22 protein-coding genes, 4 tRNA genes and 1 pseudogene are annotated in these 19,107 nt (G+C 65.7%); 12 read left to right on the top strand and 15 right to left on the bottom strand.

Annotated features, from left to right (window positions below):
* Window positions 1-121 precede the first annotated feature (121 nt).
* Together ACLQ3I_RS14840 and ACLQ3I_RS14835 are read left to right on the top strand one after the other, a co-directional pair.
* Window positions 122-1,273 (top strand): acyl-CoA dehydrogenase family protein, encoded by a 1,152-nt coding sequence (locus ACLQ3I_RS14840; protein WP_425789123.1) that lies wholly within the window; start codon window positions 122-124, stop codon window positions 1,271-1,273.
* A gap of 10 nt (window positions 1,274-1,283) precedes the next feature.
* Entirely contained in the window at window positions 1,284-2,027 is a 744-nt protein-coding gene (locus tag ACLQ3I_RS14835) for a GntR family transcriptional regulator (protein WP_425789121.1), read from the top strand.
* Window positions 2,028-2,041: 14 nt separating this feature from the next.
* On the opposite strand, the gene ACLQ3I_RS14830 is transcribed toward ACLQ3I_RS14835, so the two are convergent.
* The gene (locus tag ACLQ3I_RS14830; RefSeq protein WP_425802779.1) at window positions 2,042-2,851 is read right to left on the bottom strand and encodes a GNAT family N-acetyltransferase; all 810 of its coding nucleotides are present in this window, start codon (window positions 2,849-2,851) and stop codon (window positions 2,042-2,044) included.
* Window positions 2,852-2,951: 100 nt separating this feature from the next.
* Here ACLQ3I_RS14830 and ACLQ3I_RS14825 point away from each other — a divergent pair, with 100 nt between their 5' ends.
* From ACLQ3I_RS14825 to ACLQ3I_RS14810, 4 genes are all read left to right on the top strand, one after another.
* Entirely contained in the window at window positions 2,952-3,485 is a 534-nt protein-coding gene (locus tag ACLQ3I_RS14825) for a YtxH domain-containing protein (RefSeq protein WP_425802777.1), read from the top strand.
* 146 nt (window positions 3,486-3,631) lie between these two features.
* Window positions 3,632-4,414, top strand: a complete 783-nt coding sequence (locus tag ACLQ3I_RS14820) for a YcnI family protein (RefSeq protein ID WP_425802775.1) — start codon at window positions 3,632-3,634, stop codon at window positions 4,412-4,414.
* Window positions 4,407-4,985 (top strand): copper resistance CopC family protein, encoded by a 579-nt coding sequence (locus ACLQ3I_RS14815; protein WP_425802773.1) that lies wholly within the window; start codon window positions 4,407-4,409, stop codon window positions 4,983-4,985. The genes ACLQ3I_RS14820 and ACLQ3I_RS14815 overlap by 8 nt, the downstream gene beginning before the upstream one ends.
* Window positions 4,986-5,000: 15 nt before the next feature.
* A complete protein-coding gene (locus ACLQ3I_RS14810) occupies window positions 5,001-5,939 on the top strand; it encodes a copper resistance D family protein (protein WP_425802771.1) in 939 nt (312 codons plus the stop codon).
* A gap of 15 nt (window positions 5,940-5,954) precedes the next feature.
* Here ACLQ3I_RS14810 and ACLQ3I_RS14805 read toward each other — a convergent pair whose 3' ends face one another.
* A complete protein-coding gene (locus tag ACLQ3I_RS14805) occupies window positions 5,955-6,863 on the bottom strand; it encodes an alpha/beta fold hydrolase (RefSeq protein ID WP_425802768.1) in 909 nt (302 codons plus the stop codon).
* Between the two features lie 87 nt (window positions 6,864-6,950).
* Between ACLQ3I_RS14805 and adhP the strand changes: the two genes are divergently transcribed.
* Both adhP and ACLQ3I_RS14795 read left to right on the top strand, forming a co-directional pair.
* Window positions 6,951-7,979 carry an alcohol dehydrogenase AdhP gene (gene adhP, locus ACLQ3I_RS14800; protein WP_425802766.1) on the top strand — a complete coding sequence of 343 codons (1,029 nt, stop codon included), beginning with the start codon at window positions 6,951-6,953 and terminating at the stop codon, window positions 7,977-7,979.
* A 41-nt stretch (window positions 7,980-8,020) separates the two neighbouring features.
* On the top strand, window positions 8,021-8,902 hold the full coding sequence (locus ACLQ3I_RS14795) for an alpha/beta fold hydrolase (RefSeq protein ID WP_425789106.1): 882 nt from the start codon (window positions 8,021-8,023) through the stop codon (window positions 8,900-8,902).
* A 193-nt stretch (window positions 8,903-9,095) separates the two neighbouring features.
* On the opposite strand, the gene ACLQ3I_RS14790 is transcribed toward ACLQ3I_RS14795, so the two are convergent.
* The 5 genes and pseudogenes from ACLQ3I_RS14790 to ACLQ3I_RS14770 all read right to left on the bottom strand — a co-directional run bounded on the left by ACLQ3I_RS14790 (window position 9,096) and on the right by ACLQ3I_RS14770 (window position 13,502).
* The gene (locus ACLQ3I_RS14790; RefSeq protein WP_425802764.1) at window positions 9,096-10,346 is read right to left on the bottom strand and encodes a DUF222 domain-containing protein; all 1,251 of its coding nucleotides are present in this window, start codon (window positions 10,344-10,346) and stop codon (window positions 9,096-9,098) included.
* Between the two features lie 105 nt (window positions 10,347-10,451).
* Window positions 10,452-11,083: pseudogene (locus ACLQ3I_RS14785) on the bottom strand (LutC/YkgG family protein).
* The gene (locus ACLQ3I_RS14780; protein WP_425802762.1) at window positions 11,080-12,600 is read right to left on the bottom strand and encodes a LutB/LldF family L-lactate oxidation iron-sulfur protein; all 1,521 of its coding nucleotides are present in this window, start codon (window positions 12,598-12,600) and stop codon (window positions 11,080-11,082) included. The pseudogene ACLQ3I_RS14785 and the gene ACLQ3I_RS14780 overlap by 4 nt, the downstream one beginning before the upstream one ends.
* Entirely contained in the window at window positions 12,597-13,337 is a 741-nt protein-coding gene (locus ACLQ3I_RS14775; RefSeq protein ID WP_425802760.1) for a (Fe-S)-binding protein, read from the bottom strand. Before ACLQ3I_RS14775 ends, ACLQ3I_RS14780 begins: the two co-directional genes overlap by 4 nt.
* 89 nt (window positions 13,338-13,426) lie before the next feature.
* Window positions 13,427-13,502 (bottom strand) — tRNA-Lys (locus ACLQ3I_RS14770).
* 176 nt (window positions 13,503-13,678) lie between these two features.
* Here ACLQ3I_RS14770 and ACLQ3I_RS14765 point away from each other — a divergent pair.
* The 3 genes from ACLQ3I_RS14765 (at window position 13,679) to ACLQ3I_RS14755 (ending at window position 14,002) form a co-directional block, all read left to right on the top strand.
* Window positions 13,679-13,751, top strand: a tRNA-Glu gene (locus ACLQ3I_RS14765).
* 58 nt (window positions 13,752-13,809) lie between these two features.
* Window positions 13,810-13,883: transfer RNA gene (locus ACLQ3I_RS14760), tRNA-Asp, on the top strand.
* Between the two features lie 42 nt (window positions 13,884-13,925).
* Window positions 13,926-14,002: transfer RNA gene (locus ACLQ3I_RS14755), tRNA-Phe, on the top strand.
* Window positions 14,003-14,097: 95 nt separating this feature from the next.
* Here ACLQ3I_RS14755 and ACLQ3I_RS14750 read toward each other — a convergent pair.
* The 8 genes from ACLQ3I_RS14750 to ACLQ3I_RS14715 form a co-directional block, all read right to left on the bottom strand.
* A complete protein-coding gene (locus tag ACLQ3I_RS14750; RefSeq protein WP_425802757.1) occupies window positions 14,098-14,448 on the bottom strand; it encodes a tyrosine-type recombinase/integrase in 351 nt (116 codons plus the stop codon).
* The gene (locus ACLQ3I_RS14745) at window positions 14,405-14,881 is read right to left on the bottom strand and encodes a hypothetical protein (RefSeq protein ID WP_425802836.1); all 477 of its coding nucleotides are present in this window, start codon (window positions 14,879-14,881) and stop codon (window positions 14,405-14,407) included. The genes ACLQ3I_RS14750 and ACLQ3I_RS14745 overlap by 44 nt, the downstream gene beginning before the upstream one ends.
* Window positions 14,878-15,186: a hypothetical protein gene (locus ACLQ3I_RS14740; protein ID WP_425802755.1), complete on the bottom strand. Its 309-nt coding sequence runs from the start codon at window positions 15,184-15,186 to the stop codon at window positions 14,878-14,880. The genes ACLQ3I_RS14745 and ACLQ3I_RS14740 overlap by 4 nt, the downstream gene beginning before the upstream one ends.
* Before the next feature lie 155 nt (window positions 15,187-15,341).
* Entirely contained in the window at window positions 15,342-15,737 is a 396-nt protein-coding gene (locus tag ACLQ3I_RS14735) for an ankyrin repeat domain-containing protein (RefSeq protein WP_425802752.1), read from the bottom strand.
* Between the two features lie 6 nt (window positions 15,738-15,743).
* Window positions 15,744-16,151, bottom strand: a complete 408-nt coding sequence (locus ACLQ3I_RS14730; protein WP_425802750.1) for an ankyrin repeat domain-containing protein — start codon at window positions 16,149-16,151, stop codon at window positions 15,744-15,746.
* 46 nt (window positions 16,152-16,197) lie between these two features.
* A complete protein-coding gene (locus ACLQ3I_RS14725) occupies window positions 16,198-17,493 on the bottom strand; it encodes an HNH/ENDO VII family nuclease (protein WP_425802748.1) in 1,296 nt (431 codons plus the stop codon).
* The gene (locus ACLQ3I_RS14720) at window positions 17,490-17,783 is read right to left on the bottom strand and encodes a WXG100 family type VII secretion target (protein ID WP_425802746.1); all 294 of its coding nucleotides are present in this window, start codon (window positions 17,781-17,783) and stop codon (window positions 17,490-17,492) included. Before ACLQ3I_RS14720 ends, ACLQ3I_RS14725 begins: the two co-directional genes overlap by 4 nt.
* A complete protein-coding gene (locus tag ACLQ3I_RS14715; protein WP_425802744.1) occupies window positions 17,780-18,103 on the bottom strand; it encodes a WXG100 family type VII secretion target in 324 nt (107 codons plus the stop codon). Before ACLQ3I_RS14715 ends, ACLQ3I_RS14720 begins: the two co-directional genes overlap by 4 nt.
* A gap of 326 nt (window positions 18,104-18,429) precedes the next feature.
* On the opposite strand from ACLQ3I_RS14715, the gene ACLQ3I_RS14710 reads away from it, so the two are divergent.
* The gene (locus ACLQ3I_RS14710) at window positions 18,430-19,071 is read left to right on the top strand and encodes a hypothetical protein (protein WP_425802741.1); all 642 of its coding nucleotides are present in this window, start codon (window positions 18,430-18,432) and stop codon (window positions 19,069-19,071) included.
* Window positions 19,072-19,107: the final 36 nt, after the last annotated feature.

Raw genomic sequence — 19,107 nt, 5'->3', positions numbered from 1 at the left:
ACTCTTACCAGACGCCCGGATGCAACGGAAGTGCGCGACAGGCCTTGACACCGTCACAACGAACGGTAAATATGGCCGTACAAATTGTCATCAATGTATTACTGTTGCGTGAGGTGGGTTCATGAGCAACCTGAATGCCGAAGAGTCGTTTCTTGTCGAGACGGTGCGTGCGTTCGTCGACCGCGACGTCAAGCCATCGGTGCAGGAGGTCGAGCACGCCAACGAGTACCCGGACAAGTGGATCGAGCAGATGAAGCAGATCGGCATCTACGGTCTCGCGGTTCCCGAGGAGTTCGGCGGATCACCGGTCTCGATGCCCTGCTATGCCCGGGTGACCCAAGAGCTCGCCCGAGGCTGGATGAGTCTGGCCGGCGCAATGGGCGGCCACACGGTGGTCGCGAAGCTGCTGACCGATTTCGGCACCGACGAACAGAAGCAGAACTATCTGCCTCGGCTCGCGACCGGCGAGATGCGGGCGACCATGGCCCTCACCGAACCCGGCGGCGGGTCGGATCTGCAGAACATGTCGACGGTGGCCGAGGTCGACGGCGACGACCTGGTCATCAACGGTTCGAAGACATGGATCTCCAACGCGCGGCGTTCGGGTCTCATCGCGTTGCTGTGCAAGACCGATCCGGCCGCGCAGCCGCGGCACCGGGGCATCTCCATCGTGCTGGTCGAACATGGCCCGGGACTGACGGTCTCGCGTGATCTGCCCAAGCTCGGATACAAGGGCGTGGAGAGCTGTGAGCTCTCGTTCGACGACTACCGGATCTCCCGGTCGGCGATTCTCGGTACCGAGCCGGGCAAGGGCTTCGGCCAGATGATGAAGGGTCTGGAGACCGGGCGTATCCAGGTCGCCTGCCGTGCCCTGGGAGTGGCCACTGCGGCCCTCGAGGATTCACTCGCCTACGCCCAGCAGCGCGAATCGTTCGGTCAGCCCATCTGGAAGCACCAGTCCATCGGCAACTATCTGGCCGACATGGCCACCAAGCTCACTGCGGCGCGGCAGTTGACGTGGCACGCCGCCGACCAGTACGACCGCGGCGAACGCTGCGACATGGAAGCCGGCATGGCCAAGCTCTTCGCCTCCGAGATCGCCATGGAGATCGCGCTGAACGCGGTCCGCATCCACGGCGGCTACGGCTACTCGACCGAATTCGACGTCGAGCGCTACTTCCGGGACGCTCCGCTGATGATCGTCGGCGAGGGCACCAACGAGATCCAGCGGAATGTCATCGCGGGGCAGCTCGTCGCCCGGGGCGGGATCTGAGGATTCCGCGATGAGCGCACGCGACACGACCGAGCCCGCCTATCGGGCACTGGCCGGCACGCTGCGTGCGCGGATCGCGGAGGGCCGCTACCGCGGCGGGGTCCGGTTACCCACCGAATCGGAGCTGTCCGACGAGTTCGGTCTGAGCCGACAGACGGTGCGGCGTGCGTTCCAGGATCTGGTCGCCGAGGGTGCGGTGTACCGGGTCCCGGGCCGAGGGACCTTTGCCACCGAGGGCAATGGGCGATACCTGCGGCAACTAGGGTCCATCGAAGACCTGATGAACTTGTCGGACGACACCACCATGGAGGTGGTGTCCGCCCCTCGACGGCAGGTCGATCTCGACGCGGCCGGTCGCCTGCGACTGGACACCGACCTGGTGTACCGCATGGTCTTCCGACGCTTCCACGATGGCGTTCCCTTCGTCCTGACGACGGTGTGGTGGCCGGAGTCGGTGGCACGACCGGTGATCGAACGACCGGAGGTGGCGGCCGGGGCCACGAGCGCGCACACCATGATCGGTCTGCTCGAACCCCATCTGGCCCGTCCGATCGCGGAGGCCGCGCAGTCCATCACGGTCGCTGCTGCGGATGCGTCGGTGGCCGAGCAGGTGAATTGTCCGGAGGGCCACCCGATGCTGCGGGTCGACCGCCTCTACAGCGATGACGACGGGAACGCTGTCGAGTTGGCTGTGAGTCACTTCCTGCCCGAGCACTACACGTATCGGGTCACCTTGCGGCGGAGTACCAGCTGACCGGTGGCGCGCGGTCAGTCTCCGTCCGGAGTCACCACGTAGTGGCCGGACCGCAGGAACCGGGTCGTGCGCTCGGTTCCGGCAGGACCGAGGAGCGGGGCGAGCGCGGCGCGCAGGGCGATTCGCCACCGTGCCGCGGCCACCGCATGTGTGCGCCGCATCGCCTCGATGTCGCGCGGGACCGGAATGATCACCACCGAGTCGGAACCGATGTCGGTGACCGGGTGGGGTTCGTCGGCGACGACGTCGATGCCGAGACGCGCACCGGCGCGGAGTAGATCGTCGGCGGTGTCTGTGGGTGCCTCGGGCGCCGATGAATCGAGTGACCACGAGACGAGCAGCCGATCGCTCTCGTCCCCGCCGGCGAGTTCGTCCGCCAGCTCGCCATAGAAATCGCGGTGGTAGGCAAGCGGTACCGCACCGAGTTTGGTGAGGTTGAAATAGGCGTTGCGCGCGACGAGAGGATCGAAGGTCCAGGTGATGGTCTGCAGGCCGCGCGCCACGGCCCACTCGCGCTGGTGAATCTTGAGTGCGTGGCCGACATTGTGGCCGCGACCGATCCGGGACACCCCGGTGATGTGGCTGTGCAGTGACCGACCGACCGGCGCCGCGAAGAAGCCCACGCTCCCGCCTGCCAATCGGTCGCCGATATACGCGCCGGCGACATAGTTCCCGGCGTGCGAGAGGGCGCGGAGCATGTCGACGCTCACCGGCCGATTGCCGGGGTCGGGATGCCACACGTCGTCGAACACATGGGTCAGCTGCTGGAGATCTCTGGGGGACGACAGCTCGCGGATCTCGACAGCGGTCGACGTGTGCGGCATGACCTCATCCTGTCATCGTTGACACGGATCACGGGCCGAGTCCGGTCAACCGTTGGTGCCCTGCTCAGGAGGTCGGGGCAGCGCACTAGGATGACCGGTCATGGGTCGTGCGACGCCTGATCGGTCGCCGGATGTGCTGACACGCGTCGCGGCGGGCGTCGTCGTCCCGGTGGTCGCGGTGGCCGCGCACGGGATCGGAGGCGGCTCGGTGCCGGGCTCGGCCGGAGTGTTGCTCAGCGGGGGCATCGGTGCCCTCGTGGCCCTGGTACTCGGCAGTCAGCGACGGCGGTCGGCGACCGCGGCCACGCTGTCCACCGCCGGCCTTCTGACGCTGGCCCAGATCGCGTCGCACCTGTCGTTGATGGCCGTTCAGACACCGTCGGCGGCGATGCACCACGACGCGCTCCTCCCGATGCTGCTCACACATCTGATCGCCATCCCCCTGAGCGCCGGTCTCATCGTGGCCGCGGCCGGTCTCTTGCGAGCACTCACCTCGACGGTGCGGTGTCTGTTCCCGCCGCCGCGGTTCGCCGCGTCTCCTCCAGTCGTGCCCGTGCGCTGGGTGGCGCCGTACCTCTATACCGGTGTCGTCGTCGGAGGGGTCGGGGTCCGCGGTCCGCCCGCACTGCCCTGACCCGATTCGCCAACGCTGTCCGACCCCGCGCCGCGACGCGGTGGCATCTCCGCGTGCCGGCACATCTCTGAGCGTGCCCGGCCCACGTGGGGCGATCATCACACGCCTTTCTGCGTGTCTCCGAGACTTGGAAAGAACCAAAAATTATGAGTAACAGACTGATTCGACGATTCGCCCTGCCTGCAGGGGCCCTCGCCATCGCGGCGGCGGCCACCTGCGCCGGCGTGGGCGCCGCCACTGCGCACGTCACCGCGAACGCGCCGACCCTGAGTCAGGGGGGCTACGGCGTGGTGAACCTGGTGGTGCCCAACGAATCCGACACCGCCGCGACCACTGCACTGACGGTGACCCTGCCCAAGCTGAAGTCGGCCCGCCCCGAAGTGATGTCGGGATGGAAGGCGACAGTCGCCAAGGACCCCTCCACCGAGGAGGTCACCTCCATCACCTGGACCGCCCTGCCGGGTACGCCCGGGGTCCCGGTCGGCGAGTTCGCCCAGTTCCGCATCTCGGGCGGGCCGTTCCCCGAGCAGGAGAGCGTGTCACTACCCGCCATGCAGACCTACGCCGACGGCGAGAAGGTGGACTGGTCACAGCCCATGGGCGCGAACGGGGAGGAGCCGGAACATCCGGCGCCGACTCTCACCTTGCCGGCAGCCGAGGAAGGTGCCGACCATCACGGTGGCAGCGCAGACCAGAACGGTGGCACGGAGACCTCGACGGCGTCGGATGCGGACTCGTCCTCGGCTGACGGCACCGCACGGTGGCTGGGCGGTATCGGCCTGGTGATCGGAGCGCTCGGCGCAGTGTTCGGTATCGGCGCGCTGGTCCGCTCCGGCCGACGCGGTGCCGCGACACCTGGCGGTGACGATGCGCGACGCGGTGACGATGCGCAGAGCGGTGACGATGCTCGAAGCAGTGACGATGCGTAGCCCGGAGATGGTGGGCGCACCTGTCCGTCGTCGGGCACCCTCGACCGTGCTCGCGGTGGTCCTCGGTGTGTTGCTGACCGGGCTCATCGGCACTTGGGCCGCGCCGATCGCGTCGGCCCACTCACGGGTGGTGTCGACGGATCCGGCCAACGGGGCCTCGGTGCAGACCGGCCCGCAGCAGGTCACCATCACCTTCAACGAACCCATTCAAGAGTCGTTCGCCGTGCTGACCGTGGTGGGTCCCGACAACCACTACTGGCAGGACGGCAAGGCGACGGTGAGCGGTCCGCGACTGAGCGTCGCGTTGCGCGAACTCGGTCCGGCCGGGACGTACACGCTCAACTACCGCGTCACGTCCGCCGACGGCCACCCCGTCGAGGGCAAGCGGACCTTCCAGCTCACCACCGCAGGCAACGGAACTCCCGGTCCGGCGGCCGACACCGCGTCCGGCGGGGGCGGCGACGGTCCGCCGTTGTGGCCCTTCATCGTCGTCGCCGTCGTCGTGCTGGTGGGTGGGCTCGGCGTGGTGCTGTGGCTGACGCGCCGGCCCTCTCGACGGTCGTCGTCGTGACCGCGACGGACTGACGTGGGCATTGCGGGCAGGCGTACCCCGGAGTCGCGATCGTGGATGCGCGATCTGGCGCTACCGGGTGCGTTGCTTGCGATGTTCAGCGGCCTTGGTCTCTGTTGGATCCTCGCCGCGCCTGCCGGGCCCGAGGCCGCAGCCGTCCCGTCCACGGCTGCGGTCGGCGCCGCCGTCCTGCTGGTCGGCCTGGGTGCGCTGCCCGGGCTCGGGCTCCAGCCGTCGATACGGGTCATCGGTGTGGCGGGTGGCGTCTGGTGTGTCGCGGCGCTCGTCTCCGCCTGGATGCGCACGGCAGACCAGGCGGGCGAGTCGTCGCTGGCGGTGAGCGTCGGCCAGTTCGCCGACACCCTCGGTGAGGGGGCCCCCGAGGTGGTCGAGCTGATCGCGGCTGTGCTGGTGGTCGCGCTGGCGTCCTTCCAGCTCACCGGCCGGATGGATCCGCCGGTCGCGGCCTACGCGGTGCTCGGGGCCATCGGACTGCTGGCAGCCGCCATCACCGGGCATCCGAGTCAGACCGCGGTCGGCCCTGTGCTGATCGGCGCCCACGCGCTGGCCGCGGCCTGGTGGTGCGGGTGTCTCACGGCAATGCTCGTCACCATCCGCGGCCGGGCCGGCTGGACCTCGGCCCTGCCCGTCTTCTCACGACGGGCCGTGTGGGCGGTCGCGGTCATCGCCGCGACGGGCGCGATCACCGGTCTCATGGAGGTCGGTGGTCTCGGCGAGCTCGTTGCCGCGGGCTACGGGCGCATCCTGCTGGCCAAGCTGGCCGGCACGGCCGCCCTCGTGGTGCTGGGCGCGCGACATCGTCGGCGGTGGGTGCCGGCGGTCATCCGGCATCGGTCATCGGAGACCACGTCGATCCGACTCGCGATGGGGGAGCTGCTGGTGATGGCCGTGGTGCTGGGACTGGCGGTCGGGCTGTCGACCACCGCGCCCTGACGGTCGGCGCCGGAGTCAGCGGGGTTGGTCCCAGACCGCCAGCAGTTCGGTGATGATGTCGACCGACATCCCGAGCGCCCCCAGATGACTCTCGCCGTGCATCGTGAAGAGTTTCGCGTCGGGGAGGAGCGAGACCATGTGTTCGCCGTGGCGGTACGGGATGATGTGGTCGCGGTCGCCGTGCCACCAACGCACCGGCACGGTCACGTCGGCCACCCGGAAGCCCCAGCTCTGCGAGAAGACCACGATGTCGGCGAACGGTGCCTCCATCCGCTGGGAGCCGCCGTGGAGCAGGTCGTCGAGGAACATCGCCCGGAACTCGGGGCGCGACAGCAACTCCCGGTCTCCTTGCGGTGACAGACGTCCATAGATGGAGATCGCCGGATCCGCGATCGGGCGCGCCACACTCAGCACCGAACTCACCACTTTGCCGACCGGCGCTCCGGCCACCCGCAGCACAGGTGCGGCAGCGCGGGCGAGGCGCATCGCGCCGCCCTCGATCGCGTCGGGTCCGACGGTCGGTGCAACGCCCCCGAGGATGCCCGCCGTCACCACCCGATCGGGAAAGGCATGGGCCACCCCGAGGGCATAAGGTCCGCCGCCGGAGAGGCCGATGACGGCGAACTCGTGGATGCCCAGCGAATCGGCGACCTCGCCCAGGTCCGCGGCGAACTCGGACACCGACGCATAGGAGTGCGGGGTCGAGGAGCCCACGCCAGGCCGATCGAGGCCGATGATCCGAATGCCGTTCTCGGCCGCGAATGCGCGAGCCTCGGTCGGGATCTGGCGGCGTGCTCCCGGCGTCCCGTGCAACCAGAACATGGCGCGGCCGTTGGCCGATCCGAACTCGGCGAACCCGATCCGCCGTCGACCTCCGTCCACCGCGACGGAGCCCTCGATCTTGGGGCGGTCGATGTCCATCATTCGTCCAGCATCCCACGTATGTTGTGTCTTGGGTCACGTGACCCCGACAGGTTTGGGGGAGACATCTCGATCGAAAGGTGATGCGCGATGGCAGATCAGACTTTCACGGCAGCCGTGGTGACCGGTTTCGGAGACCCGCTGACGATCTCGGAAGTGGAGATGCCAGTCCCCGGTCACGGGCAGGCGCTCGTGAAGCTCGAGACGTCCGGTGTGTGCCACACGGACCTCCATGCCGCGCACGGGGATTGGCCCGTGAAGCCGGCACCTCCGTTCGTCCCGGGCCATGAGGGCTACGGCACCGTGGTCGGGGTGGGGCCGGGCGTGACCGACATCGCGGTCGGCGACAAGGTCGGCAACGCGTGGCTCTGGTCGGCATGTGGCCAATGCGAGTACTGCCGCACCGGGTGGGAGACACTGTGCGAGAAACAGCAGAACGGCGGGTACTCGGTCAACGGCTCGTTCGGCACCCACATGCTCGTCGACGAGCGGTTCGCCGCCCGCATCCCCGATGGTGTGGACCCGGTCGAGGTGGCACCGATCCTCTGCGCAGGCGTCACGGTCTACAAGGGTCTGAAGGTCTCCGAGACCAAGCCGGGCCAGTGGATGGTGATCTCCGGGATCGGAGGTCTCGGCCATGTCGCCGTTCAGTATGCGACGGCGATGGGTATGCGGGTCGCCGCCGTCGACATCGGCGACGACAAGCTCGATCTGGCCCGTGAACTGGGCGCGGAGGTCACCGTGAACGCTGCCGAGGTGGATGTTGCCGAAGCGATCGTCGAACAGACCGGCGGCGCACACGGCGTGCTCGTGACCGCTGTCCACCCGCAGGCGTTCGGGCAGGCGATCGGCATGGCGCGACGCGGCGGGACCATCGTGTTCGTCGGACTGCCACCGGGCGACTTCCCGGCGCCGATCTTCGACGTGGTGCTGAAGGGACTCACGATCCGGGGTTCGATCGTCGGTTCCCGGCAGGACATGACCGAGGCACTCGACTTCTACGTGCGGGGGCTGGTGAAGCCGACCGTCGCGACAACGCGACTCGAGGACATCAACGATGTGTTCCGCCGGATGGAGGAGGGCAAGATCGAAGGGCGGATCGTGATCGACTACCGCTGACCACAGGTATTTCTCATCGAGAACCGCGTACCGTCGTGAGGGTGAGTTCTGAGTTCGCCCGTGGTGTCGCCCGTGGATTCGGGCACGTCCTACGTCCGTATCCGATCCGCGACATCCCGCCCGGCACGAGTGTCGATCTCCCCGGCCGCGGGCCGACCTACGTCACCGATTCCGGACCGAAGGACGCACCCGCGGTATTCCTGCTGCATTCGGTTCTGACCACCGGACTGCTGTGTTGGTACCCGGTGATCCCCGAACTGAATCAGCGGTACCGAGTCATCACGATGGATCAGCGGTGGCACGGTCGCGGCATCCGCTCGGATGGCTTCGACCTGGTGGACTGCGCCGACGATGTGGTGGCCCTGGCCGACACACTCGGCATCGACAAATTCATCGCGGCGGGCTTCTCGATGGGTGGCGGCATCGCCCAGCTGACGTGGCGGCAACACCGACAACGCGTCGCGGGACTGGTGCTCTGCTCGACCGGGCCCTATTTCAGCACCCGCGACCCCGCGCACCGGGCCAATGCCCAGCGGACCGGACGACTGCTGACCGCGACGAGCCGGATCATGCCGAAACCGTCGCGACGCCTCGACGACACCTCCGCCCACACCGCGGTGTGGGCGATGCGTCAGTTCTTCTCCACCCCGCTGGGGCAGATGGGGCAATTCGGTGACGGACTCGGTGAATTCGACTCGCGCCCATGGCTCGACGAGATCGATGTGCCCACCTCGGTGGTGGTCTCCGTCCGGGACCGGGTGGTGGAGCCGGAACGTCAGCAACTGCTCGTCGACGGGATCCCGGGAGCGCGGCGGTTCGAGGTCGATGGCGGACATGCGTGCTGCGTCCTCGGTGCACAGTTCTTCATCCCGCCGTTCACCGAGGCCGTCGACGCCGTCAGTGAGGTCTCGATCGGGGCGTGAGCGTCTCGCCGGTGGCCTGCCACCGGGTGGCGGCACGGCACCGCCTACCGCGCACCCAGTCGCCGATGCTTCGGGACGGGCCGTCGGGTACGCGACACCGGTTGGCGCCATTACGGTTTCACACTATTGACTTGTCAAGGTTCGATTGCGGTCCCGGGCGCTGCCGGGTGCATGGGTGAATGGTCAGCTGGAGTCAGGCGGCGAGCGGGAGGTCGCCGACGGTCATCGTGCGTCGGTTGTAGGCGGGCAGTGGTCGTCGTCTGGGATCCACCGTGGCAGGCGGGATGAGCCATGGATGGCTGTCTGTGCCGATCACCACATCCCACCCGTTGTGGTGTACGTCGGCGTGGCACGACGGGCAGAGCAAGCAGCCGTTGGCCAGGCATGTCTCTCCGTCATCTGCCCAGTGCTTGATGTGATGCGCTTGCGTCCGACTCGCCGGCGCACCACATTTGACGCAGCATCGGTCTCGTACGTAAAGCGCCTTGCGGATGTGGGCAGGGAACAGTCGCTTGTCGCGGCTCATGTCCAGCGGCACCCGCTCGCCGTCGACGAGGACGGTGGTCACCGTGGCGTCGCAGGACAACCTGCGCAGCGTGGCCTCGGTGATGGACCCCATGAACTGCAATGACGCTCGTGTCGGCGCGTCGGCAGGGACGGTCAGCAGAACCTGGGTGCGCGGGGCGGATGTGTTCTCGCCGCCGCGGGCGGCGATGTCGAGCAGGGTCTCCAGGGCGTCGGCGCGGCGTCGGCCGGGGGTGCGGGAGTCGGGTGAGCCGTCGGGTTCGGGCCTGGGAGCTGACAGCTCCTCGATCGCGGAACTGAGCTTCTCGCCGACCTCGGCGTCGAGTTCGGCGAGAACATGCAATCGGCCGTCGTCGGTCACCTGATGGTCGAGGGTGTTGATCGAGCGGTCCTCGGCGGCCGGAAGGCCGCCGTCGACCTGCGCGGCGAGTTCATTGCCGATGACCCGGGCGCGTGCCGTGACCTCGGCGGGTGTGGCACCAGAGAAGAACTGGCCGAGGAGGTCGGTGACCTGGCGATGGCGTGCCTCGTCGTCGACGGGCTCGGGGGACCGGGTGGCGATGTGGTTGACGCCCTTGACGATCGCATCGACATGCTCTCCCGATATCGCGCCGTCTCGGGCGTGCGCGCACAGGGTCGGCAACGAGGCCATCGATGACGAGGCGCGTAGCAATCGCGCCGCGACGGCGGGTGCGAATCCCATGACGATCAACAACTCTCGTGTCGATCGGCCGTGATCCTTCGCGATGCCGAGTCGATCGAGCATGCCCGCAAGCACGGCGGCCCGATGATCGATCAGGTTGCGCAACGTCACGACCGACCTCATCGCCTCGTACGCTTCACGTCCCGTGGTCGAGTCGTCGAAGTGGCATTCCCTGAGCGAATCGGCGACGCCGATGAGATCCCCCGCTGTTCTCATGCCATCCAATGTAGTCGAACAAACGTTCGAATACAAGACCAATTCGCAAGCAGTGCAAGAAAATTCAGCCACTTCAGTGAACGTCAGTGAACAGGAGTCACACGCTCACCGCACGATCAGCACGTGCAATGTCCGGGGTCCGTGGACGCCCTCCACGCGATCGAGTTCGATGTCGCTGGTGGCGCTCGGCCCACTGATCCACGTCTGCGGATGCGTGTGGACCCCGGTCTCGACGAGCCGGGCGACCGCCTCGGGGACATCGCCGACCACCTGATCGGCGTCGACGATGCATATGTGGACATCGGGTACCAACGACACCGCGCGTCGGCCCTGGCCCGGTCCGTGGTCGAGGACGATGGTGCCGGTGTTGGCCATCCCGACCGTTGCGGTTGTCACCACGGCGCCCACGGAATCGAGCTCGGCGGGTGACAGACCGTCATCGTTTGCCAGTTCAGGTCCAGACCGAGCCGCCTCCGGACATCGCCGTCGGCCAAGATCGGTCCGTCGACGTCGGACAGTGCGGCGGTCACGGCAGCGCCGAGATCGTCCGCCGACACCTGCTCGACCACTGCACGGTAGTCGGCCACCCGCTCGGCGAAGCGATCGATCAGGCCGAGGTCACCGGTGCTCACCGTCTGCCCGTACGCCCAGTCGACGGGCGTCTCGTCCACGTGGGGATCGCTGACGTCGTCGAGTGCGGTCCGGATTCGTCCGAGTATCTCGTCGCGCGCACTCATCTCCCGCCCTCGCCGTCCCGGTCGTGTCGGGGACCGCGCTCGCGTTTCCACCAGTCTCGGAACGACTCTGCCGGTGGTACCGGGATGTCGCGGGCCGAACTCCAGCCGGCCAGCGGTCCTGGAATCGACCCGATCGTGGTGCGCCGCCGGAAGAGTCGGTTGCTCGAGGTCGCCGCCTTCTGTGCGGCCTCCAGCCGCTTGTGGGAGCCGAACATCCAGGCCATCGCCTTCATCGCCGCGGCCTCCGCCGTCGGGAGTCCGCCGCGATGTTCGTCGACGACCCGGGTCCGCAAGTGCACCAGCAGTTCCGGTATGTCGATACGCACCGGACAGGCGTCGAAGCAGGCGCCGCACAGGCTGGACGCATACGGCAGCGACTGATCGACAGCCGAGCCGGTGCCGCGTAGCTGCGGAGTGAGTATCGCGCCTATCGGGCCGGGGTAGACCGAGCCGTAGGCGTGGCCACCTGCGCGCTCGTAGACCGGGCACACATTGAGGCACGCCGAGCAGCGGATGCACCGCAACGCATCACGGCCCACCTCGTCGGCCAGCACGGTGGTCCGATTGTTGTCGAGCAGGACGATGTGCACATTCTGTGGACCGTCTCCCGGGGTGACGCCGGTCCAGATCGATGTGTACGGATTCTCCCGTTCGCCGGTGCTCGACCGCGGCAGCACCTGGAGAAAGACCTCGAGGTCGGACCAACTCGGCAGCACCTTCTCGATACCGACCACCGAGATCAAGGTTTCGGGGAGGGTGAGGCACATCCGGCCGTTGCCCTCGGACTCGACGACCACGAGACTCCCGGTGTCGGCGACCGCGAAGTTGGCACCGCTGATCCCGACCTTTGTCCTTAGGAACTTCTCCCGCAGGTGGAGTCGTGCCGCCTCGGCGAGGCGGCGCGGATCGTCAGTGAGGTCGTCGGGGGCCGGTCGTCCGACCTCCTTCATGCGTCGCAAGAAGATCTCACGGACCTCGCTGCGGTTGCGGTGGATGGCGGGGACAAGGATGTGACTGGGCCAGTCGTCGCCGAGTTGCACGATCAACTCGGCGAGGTCGGTCTCCCAGGCGTCGATGCCCGCCGCCTGCAACGCCTCGTTGAGCTCGATCTCCTGAGTGGCCATCGACTTGACCTTGACCACCTCGTCGGCGCCCGTCCGGCGGACGAGATCGACGACGATCCGGTTGGCCTCCTCGGCGTCCCGGGCCCAGTGCACCACCGCGCCGGCCGCGGTGGCCTTCTCCTCGAACTGCACCAGGTAATGGTCGAGGTGACGGAGGGTGCGGTTCTTGATCGCCTCCGCGGCCCGTCGGAGTTCCTCCCAGTTGTCGAGCTCGCCGACGACACTCGCACGCTTGGCGCGGATGATGCCGGTGGCGTGGGCGAGATTTCGACGTTGGGTGGTGTTGGCGAGTTCCTCGCGCGCTGCCACCGGGAACTTCGGCATGCCGACGAAGGTGGAAGTCACACCGACGTGCGGGTGGCCGGTCTGGTGGGCAGGTCGGGTGGTCGTCATGCCGGCTCCTCCTCGGTCGACGCCAGGATCTCGGCCAGGTGCATCATGCGGATGCCGGAGCGTTCCCGTGACAGCAGGCCGCCGATGTGGGCGAGACACGAGTTGTCGCCCGCCACCAGGACTTCGGCGCCGGTCTCTTTGACGTGGGCGGTCTTGTCGGAGCCCATCGCCACCGAGACATCGGCGTTCTTCATCGCGAACGTGCCGCCGAAGCCGCAGCATTGCTCGGCTGCCGGCAACTCGACCAGATCGATCCCCTTGACGCTTCGCAGGAGTCGCAGCGGCTTCTCGCCGACTCTCAGCATCCGCAGCGAATGGCATGTCGGGTGATAGGTCACGCGATGTGGGAAGTACGCCCCGACGTCGGTGACGCCGAGGACGTCGACGAGGAACTCGCTGAGCTCGACCACCTTGGGTACCAGGACGTCGACGGCCGAGCGCAACCCACGATCGCCTGCGCGGTCCGCGAGCCACGGATGCTGATGACGCACCGACCCCACGCACGATCCCGATGGCGCGACCACCGCGTCGTAGCCGCCGAAGACGTCGACGAACTGACGGACACCCGGGATGGCCTCATCCGCGTAGCCGGTGTTGGTGAACATCTGCCCGCAGCAGGTCTGCTCGACGGGGAACTCGACCTCGACCCCGAGTCGCTCGAGCAGCAGCACCGTGGCCTTCGGGGTGTCGGGCCACATCGTGTCGTTGAAGCATGTGGCGAAGAGCGCAACCCTCATGGTGGGATCATCCACCTCTGGACGGGTGATCGCAGCCCGATCGGCAGAGGCGTCCCAGGGAGCATCAGGACGACTCGCTGCACAAATGTTGGTGCCCCCAGCAGGGCTCGAACCTGCGACCTGCGGATTAAAAGTCCGTAGCTCTACCAACTGAGCTATAGGGGCGCGCCCCGCATGTGCAGGGCCTCGACGAGTTTACAGGCTGGTTCGGTGGGTGTGAGATCGGCATGCCAGGTCGGGACGACAATGTTTGCCAGAATGGCAGATTCACCCTCTGACCATAGGATTTGTACTTTGTTCAGCGCGTGTCCTAAGCTAAGTCGGCTCCCAACGGAGAACCGGCCCCCTTCGTCTAGCGGCCTAGGACGCCGCCCTTTCAAGGCGGTAGCGCGGGTTCGAATCCCGTAGGGGGTACGCTTGCCCGGCCCCGAGGTGACGAGGGGACGGAAGAGTAATACAACAGAACAAGCAAGGCCCTGTGGCGCAGTTGGTTAGCGCGCCGCCCTGTCACGGCGGAGGTCGCGGGTTCGAGTCCCGTCAGGGTCGCAAAATTCATTTTGCGATTGGCATTCGGTTCGGGTGCCGCCCGGCCAGGTAGCTCAGTTGGAACGAGCGTCCGCCTGAAAAGCGGAAGGTCGTCGGTTCGATCCCGACTCTGGCCACCACATGTTCTCCCAGTTCACAGCTGGTTTCTGGATCTGTTGTAGCTCGTTTTGATCGGATCGTTGGCCCCTCAGGTGGGCCACTGGTGGGCCATCGCTCAGCCCGGGCCGGACGCATTCTCGATTCTGGCCAACTTGTCGAGGGCGTCGGCGACCGCGTCCAGCTCGCCGTCGTAGAGATCGGCGTAGGTGTGGGCCGTCACCGTGATCGAGGCATGGCCCATAGCCTTTTGAAGGATGCGGAGATCCGCACCCGCTGAGCGGGCCAGGCTCGCATAGGTATGTCGTAGATCGTGGATGCGCAGCGACGGATAGCCGAGGGCGGCCACCTGTTCCTTCCACCTGACTGACCGCACCCAGTTCTCGCGACTCAATCGAGCGCCGCGTGGCGATGTGATCGCCGGTTCATGACGCGGCCGACCATCGATGCGGGCCTGCAGCGCAGGCATGATTACCGCGGGTATCGGGACCGAGCGTTGCCCTGCGCGACTCTTCGGCGCACCATCGATCAGCTTCCCACCGACCTGTGTCATTGAACGTCAAACGTAAAGCCGACGACGTCGAATGTCGACATCGGCGACGTTTGAGGCCGACGAGTTCACCCCATCGCAGCCCGGTGTAGGCGAGGACAGTGACGACGTCTCCTTGGTCGCCACAGAGACGCGCCAGGGAGTTGACTTCGTCCGCGGTCAGATACAGGTGCTCGTGATGACCCAGCGGCGGGAATGAGGTTCCGTGCGCCGGGTTCTTGACGATCCAGCCTTCGCTGACCGCGTGATCGAGAACCATCCGAAGTACTGAATGTCGCCACCGCTTGGTCCGAGGCCCGACGGTCATCGCGTTGACCCACTCCTGCACGCTGGGGCGGTCGACCTTGGTCACCGGCTAGCTCCCGAATGCGGCTTGACGTGGCCAGTCCAGTTGTCTTCAAAGCCACGCCGAACCTTGGCTGTCACCTCCTGACGACTGGCGAGCCACGACGAATAGACGTAGGCGACCGTGATCGCGTCGCCTCTGCGCGGGTCATAGATCACTCCGCGATTTCGTGCGGCGATGATCTCTGCTTCGAATACACGTGCTTCGCGCTCGGTGCGGAAGCTCTTGCGCCGCTTCACCCGCCCGGGTACTCGCCACTCGACCATCCAGCGGGAATCGCCGTTGCCGTTCGCATACTTGCGAATGCTCATGGCGGTTCAGCTGACGCGACTCGCGCGGATCCAGATCAGTACGTCCTCGCGGTCCCATCGACGGCGGCGAGGGCCAAGGCGTAGACGGGACGGCCCGCCAGCCGAAAGGCCATGGACCTGTTCGACCGGATCTATCAGTACGTCCGTGAGAATTACTAGGCCGTCAATAGTCCAATCGCCCGTAGCTCGACTTTTAGTTCCTCGCCGGCTATTTCGGTGGCGATCTGAACGAATGTTATCCCGTTCTCGAGCTCCGTCCGCACGTTCGCGCCGTTTTGAATGAGCATCATCACGAGTCCGGCTTGCCGGTCAGTGGGCGCTACCAGCGCGGAAAAGAGGGGAGTCATCCCGTTGGGACCACGCGCATTTGGGTTCGCTTGGGCTTGGAGTAGGACCTCGACACTCTCTGCGTAGCCCTCCTGCGTTGCCCAATGCAGCGCGGTGAAGCCGTCAGGTGCGCGCTGATTGACATCCACGGACTCCGACGTCAATAGGCCACGCAACGCGTCCGCGTCGCGCAACTTGACAGCTTCGTGCAGGAGATATTGCAACAGTGTTCAGTTCGCCGGCAAGTGATCTTTGAATAGATCCTTCAGTGTCGGGTTGTTCCACGCGACCTGATCAACAACGCTTAAGGTCGACGCCCCATGGTTGTTCTCCTGTTTCGGATCCGCCCCCGACACGAGTAGAAATTTGATGATCGGGAAGTAGTTCTCGGTCTGGGGTGGGTTGTTGAAGACCGCGTTGCTGAGCGGATCATTACCGTGCTCATCCTGCGCGTTCACATCCGCTCCAGCGTCGACCAGAACCTTGGCCGCATCGAGGGCATTGTCCTGCGCGGCGAAGTGAAGCGGTGTCCACGACGCCTTGTCCCGCACGTCAGGCGAGACGCCCGCGGACAGAAGCGATTTGACCTGTTCGACGTCGTTCTCGAGCGCAGCGTAGTGGAGTTCGTCGCGATCCATGGGATCACCTGTTGGTGCCATCTGATGAGCCTCCTTCGTTAGACGGTTATTTTGGTTTTGGCCATTGCGACCGCGGCATCTCGTTCGTGTGAGAGCGATTGCTGGCTGGGTCCTCATATCGGTAGAGGTCCGGGTTGTTGACGTAGTCGTTCAGTTGCTCGCGCGTCCACCGACGCAGCCGCGCCATGTCCCGGATTCTCCACCATTCGTGGCCGGGCTTGTGACCGAGGTCCGGCTTGCCTTCGATTGGCTGGCGCGTGTTCGGATCGATGTAGCGGCCATCGGCCGTCTTCGGAGCATTCTGATCAACCTTTTGGCGCACTCCTTTACGGATGTATGGCCGCCGCATGAGGTCGGGACGCGGTTCGCGCATGGCGATCTCGACCGGCTTGGCGTTGAGTAGATCGTCGAGCGCGGACTTGGTGTTTCCGAAGTCTTGCGCCAATGTAGGGCCAGCCATGACCGCGCCCGCACCTGCAGCGACAGTCAGCGCGTCGAGAATGCTGACTGCCCGGGTTGCCGCGACCGCCACAATCGCTGCCTCGCCCCCTCCGCCGGCCGCAGCGCCACCACCGAGGGTGAACAGCGAGAGCACGAGTCCTCCTGCGAGGACGAGACCGGCTGCGAGAAGGAGGTTGGCTACCTGGTGCTTGAGTTCGTGATGGGCGTGATCGACCTTGTCGGCGTAGTCGCGACAACCGTCTGAGAGCTTGCGGAAGTTACCTGCCACAGCTCGGAGCGTGTTCTGCACGTTCTGGACGTTCGCGGCGATCTTGGCGGCTTCAGGCAGGCTCTGGCCGGAAATTCTGCTGTGGGTTCCGTCGAGCTCGCCTGCTACGGCATCGAACGTCCCGGCGGCGTCGCTCCAGCCCGTCGACAAGGTCATGAGCTCGCTGGTCTTAGCGTTCGGCCACAACCGGCCGCCTACGTGAGCAGCGATCATGCTCCACCAGCCAGGAGACGAATCACCTCCGAGGCACGACGGTGCATCGTGGAGGTAGTACGTCTGTGCTGCCCAGTCGGGGATTGCACGGTCTGGTTCTTCTGCGACTGCTGAGGTGTTGTTGGCTTCTCGGTGGTTGAAGGCCGTCTGTTGGAGCAGGTCGTGTAGATTGCCCAGCGCCATCGCGATTGCGCCACCGCTGTCGAGCGCTGAGTTCTGTGCAGCGTCATAGTTCGGTGCGAACTTCTGGCCGTTGGTATCGGTACCGGCGCAGCCACCGGAACCCCGGATCACTCCCTGCAGCTTGTCCAGAGCCCCGGTGATTTCAGAGCGGCGATCGGCCAGATCATCAGTCGCGTCCTGGAAGACGCCGTTCTTGAAGTGAATCGGCGGGCTCATGGCCACATCTCCAGGTTGGCTTGCACGGCCTTGCGGTAGTTCTCGTGAGCTGTGTCGACGACGTCCTGCACGCGGGACAGTCCCTCTTGCATCTGGTGCACCTCGGCATACCACTTCTTCACGGCCGCATCATGCGACTCCGCACCGAGGCCCCGCCAGTCGAGGTGCAGATTGCTGACGGTCGTGTCGATATCCTGCACGGCGTCGGAGACGCGCTTGTCGAACGCTTTGATCTTGTCGGTCAGCCCGACGAGGTCATCGAGGGAGACGTCGAAGTCTTCGTCGCTCATAACCGCAACCGCCGGTCGAACTCGTTCGTGTTGGCCGCCTCGGCGCGTTCGTAGCCCTGACCGGCCTCACGGAGGGATGCAGTCAGGTCATTCATCAAACCCTCAAGATCCTTGAACCCATCCGCCCAGAGATCCCACCCCTTTGTGAAGTAGTCAGAGGCCTTGCCCTTCCACGACGCGCCGACAACCCGGTCGTGCTCCTCGACCAGGCGATTGAACTGCCGGTGCAGTTCGTCCATCGCGCCGTCGATCTGGCTCGACGCGACCGCGATTTGCTGCGGACTCGCCTGGACTTCTCCACCTGCCTCGCTGGAAGCCACGATTTACCCCCTTGCTCAGATCTCCCTGATTCGCACTGAACAGCAGTATGACTCGCCAGGCTCAACATTGAATCCACTGGATCGGTGAATCAATGAACGTATAGCGGGCATTTGGTGTAAATCGCCCAACTTTGGGCATTGATTGTTCTGACGGGCGGCTGACACACAGACTTCTCATGGCACGCTCGGTCGATGAATATCCGATCGAGATTGAAACGAAGGGCTGCGGTTACCGCCTCAGCCGCTATCGCGGGATTGATTATGCTGTGCCCAGTCTGGTGAAAGGCAGCCTGGCGACCCCACACCGAAGCTGATCGTGTGACTTGATGGCTACGAAACTGACGCCCAAACAATGGAAAGAGCTCACTGCCGAACTGGCGCCTCAGGTCGGGGGGTGGCTCAGCAGGCATGACTCCGTATTCACGGACAGGGGAAGAGAGTTCGCCCAGCGGGCTATCGACAAGGCAAATCTCGCAGGCGAGGCGGGAACCAGGACGCTGTTTGAGCCGGTCCTCCTCGTGGCCGCGTCAGCTGAACCTCTCGATATCGATGACCTGTTCGCTATTTGCGACCGAATTCCATTCACCGGCGACTACTTTCAGTGGGATTACGTCCGCGCGACCTATGCGACCGCGTACCGAATCTTCGTCAAGGGCGGAGACGCTGAGAAGGCCGGGTATCCCTTGCAGATGCTCTCGTTTCCAGAGAATGGAGAGCGGCTGCCGGAACCCTTCGCTTCCGGCCTTCCCGCGATCGTGAATCGAGCCAACGGCGGTGTCCTCGGCAAGAGTGCCGATTACCCCCGGCCGACGACGACCATCCCGGGGCTTCAGCACTTGCTGGGTGCAGTTCGTGAGTGGAACATCATGTGGGCGTACGGCACATCATCTGAGTGGACACGTGAGCGAATAGACGCCGAGTTGGCTCAGGCTGTGGCTAGTGCATCGGCATTCGTTGCGACCGCCTGAACCTGTTTTCGCCCGCCCGGGAAAATCGAACGCAGG

Origin of the sequence: Gordonia sp. DT101 (assembly GCF_049844895.1) — a bacterium.
Classification (GTDB): domain Bacteria; phylum Actinomycetota; class Actinomycetes; order Mycobacteriales; family Mycobacteriaceae; genus Gordonia.
The sequence above is the reverse complement of the archived record's forward strand: the minus strand, read 5'-3'. Positions and strand labels throughout refer to the sequence as shown.

Coding starts and splice junctions, on each gene's coding strand:
- ACLQ3I_RS14840 (WP_425789123.1), top strand. CDS start 122: ATGAGCAACCTGAATGCCGAAGAGTCGTTTCTTGTCGAGACGGTGCGT.
- ACLQ3I_RS14835 (WP_425789121.1), top strand. CDS start 1,284: ATGAGCGCACGCGACACGACCGAGCCCGCCTATCGGGCACTGGCCGGC.
- ACLQ3I_RS14830 (WP_425802779.1), bottom strand. CDS start 2,851: ATGCCGCACACGTCGACCGCTGTCGAGATCCGCGAGCTGTCGTCCCCC.
- ACLQ3I_RS14825 (WP_425802777.1), top strand. CDS start 2,952: ATGGGTCGTGCGACGCCTGATCGGTCGCCGGATGTGCTGACACGCGTC.
- ACLQ3I_RS14820 (WP_425802775.1), top strand. CDS start 3,632: ATGAGTAACAGACTGATTCGACGATTCGCCCTGCCTGCAGGGGCCCTC.
- ACLQ3I_RS14815 (WP_425802773.1), top strand. CDS start 4,407: ATGCGTAGCCCGGAGATGGTGGGCGCACCTGTCCGTCGTCGGGCACCC.
- ACLQ3I_RS14805 (WP_425802768.1), bottom strand. CDS start 6,863: ATGATGGACATCGACCGCCCCAAGATCGAGGGCTCCGTCGCGGTGGAC.
- adhP (WP_425802766.1), top strand. CDS start 6,951: ATGGCAGATCAGACTTTCACGGCAGCCGTGGTGACCGGTTTCGGAGAC.
- ACLQ3I_RS14790 (WP_425802764.1), bottom strand. CDS start 10,346: ATGAGAACAGCGGGGGATCTCATCGGCGTCGCCGATTCGCTCAGGGAA.
- ACLQ3I_RS14780 (WP_425802762.1), bottom strand. CDS start 12,600: ATGACGACCACCCGACCTGCCCACCAGACCGGCCACCCGCACGTCGGT.
- ACLQ3I_RS14775 (WP_425802760.1), bottom strand. CDS start 13,337: ATGAGGGTTGCGCTCTTCGCCACATGCTTCAACGACACGATGTGGCCC.
- ACLQ3I_RS14750 (WP_425802757.1), bottom strand. CDS start 14,448: ATGCCTGCGCTGCAGGCCCGCATCGATGGTCGGCCGCGTCATGAACCG.
- ACLQ3I_RS14740 (WP_425802755.1), bottom strand. CDS start 15,186: ATGAGCATTCGCAAGTATGCGAACGGCAACGGCGATTCCCGCTGGATG.
- ACLQ3I_RS14730 (WP_425802750.1), bottom strand. CDS start 16,151: ATGGATCGCGACGAACTCCACTACGCTGCGCTCGAGAACGACGTCGAA.
- ACLQ3I_RS14725 (WP_425802748.1), bottom strand. CDS start 17,493: ATGAGCCCGCCGATTCACTTCAAGAACGGCGTCTTCCAGGACGCGACT.
- ACLQ3I_RS14720 (WP_425802746.1), bottom strand. CDS start 17,783: ATGAGCGACGAAGACTTCGACGTCTCCCTCGATGACCTCGTCGGGCTG.
- ACLQ3I_RS14710 (WP_425802741.1), top strand. CDS start 18,430: ATGGCTACGAAACTGACGCCCAAACAATGGAAAGAGCTCACTGCCGAA.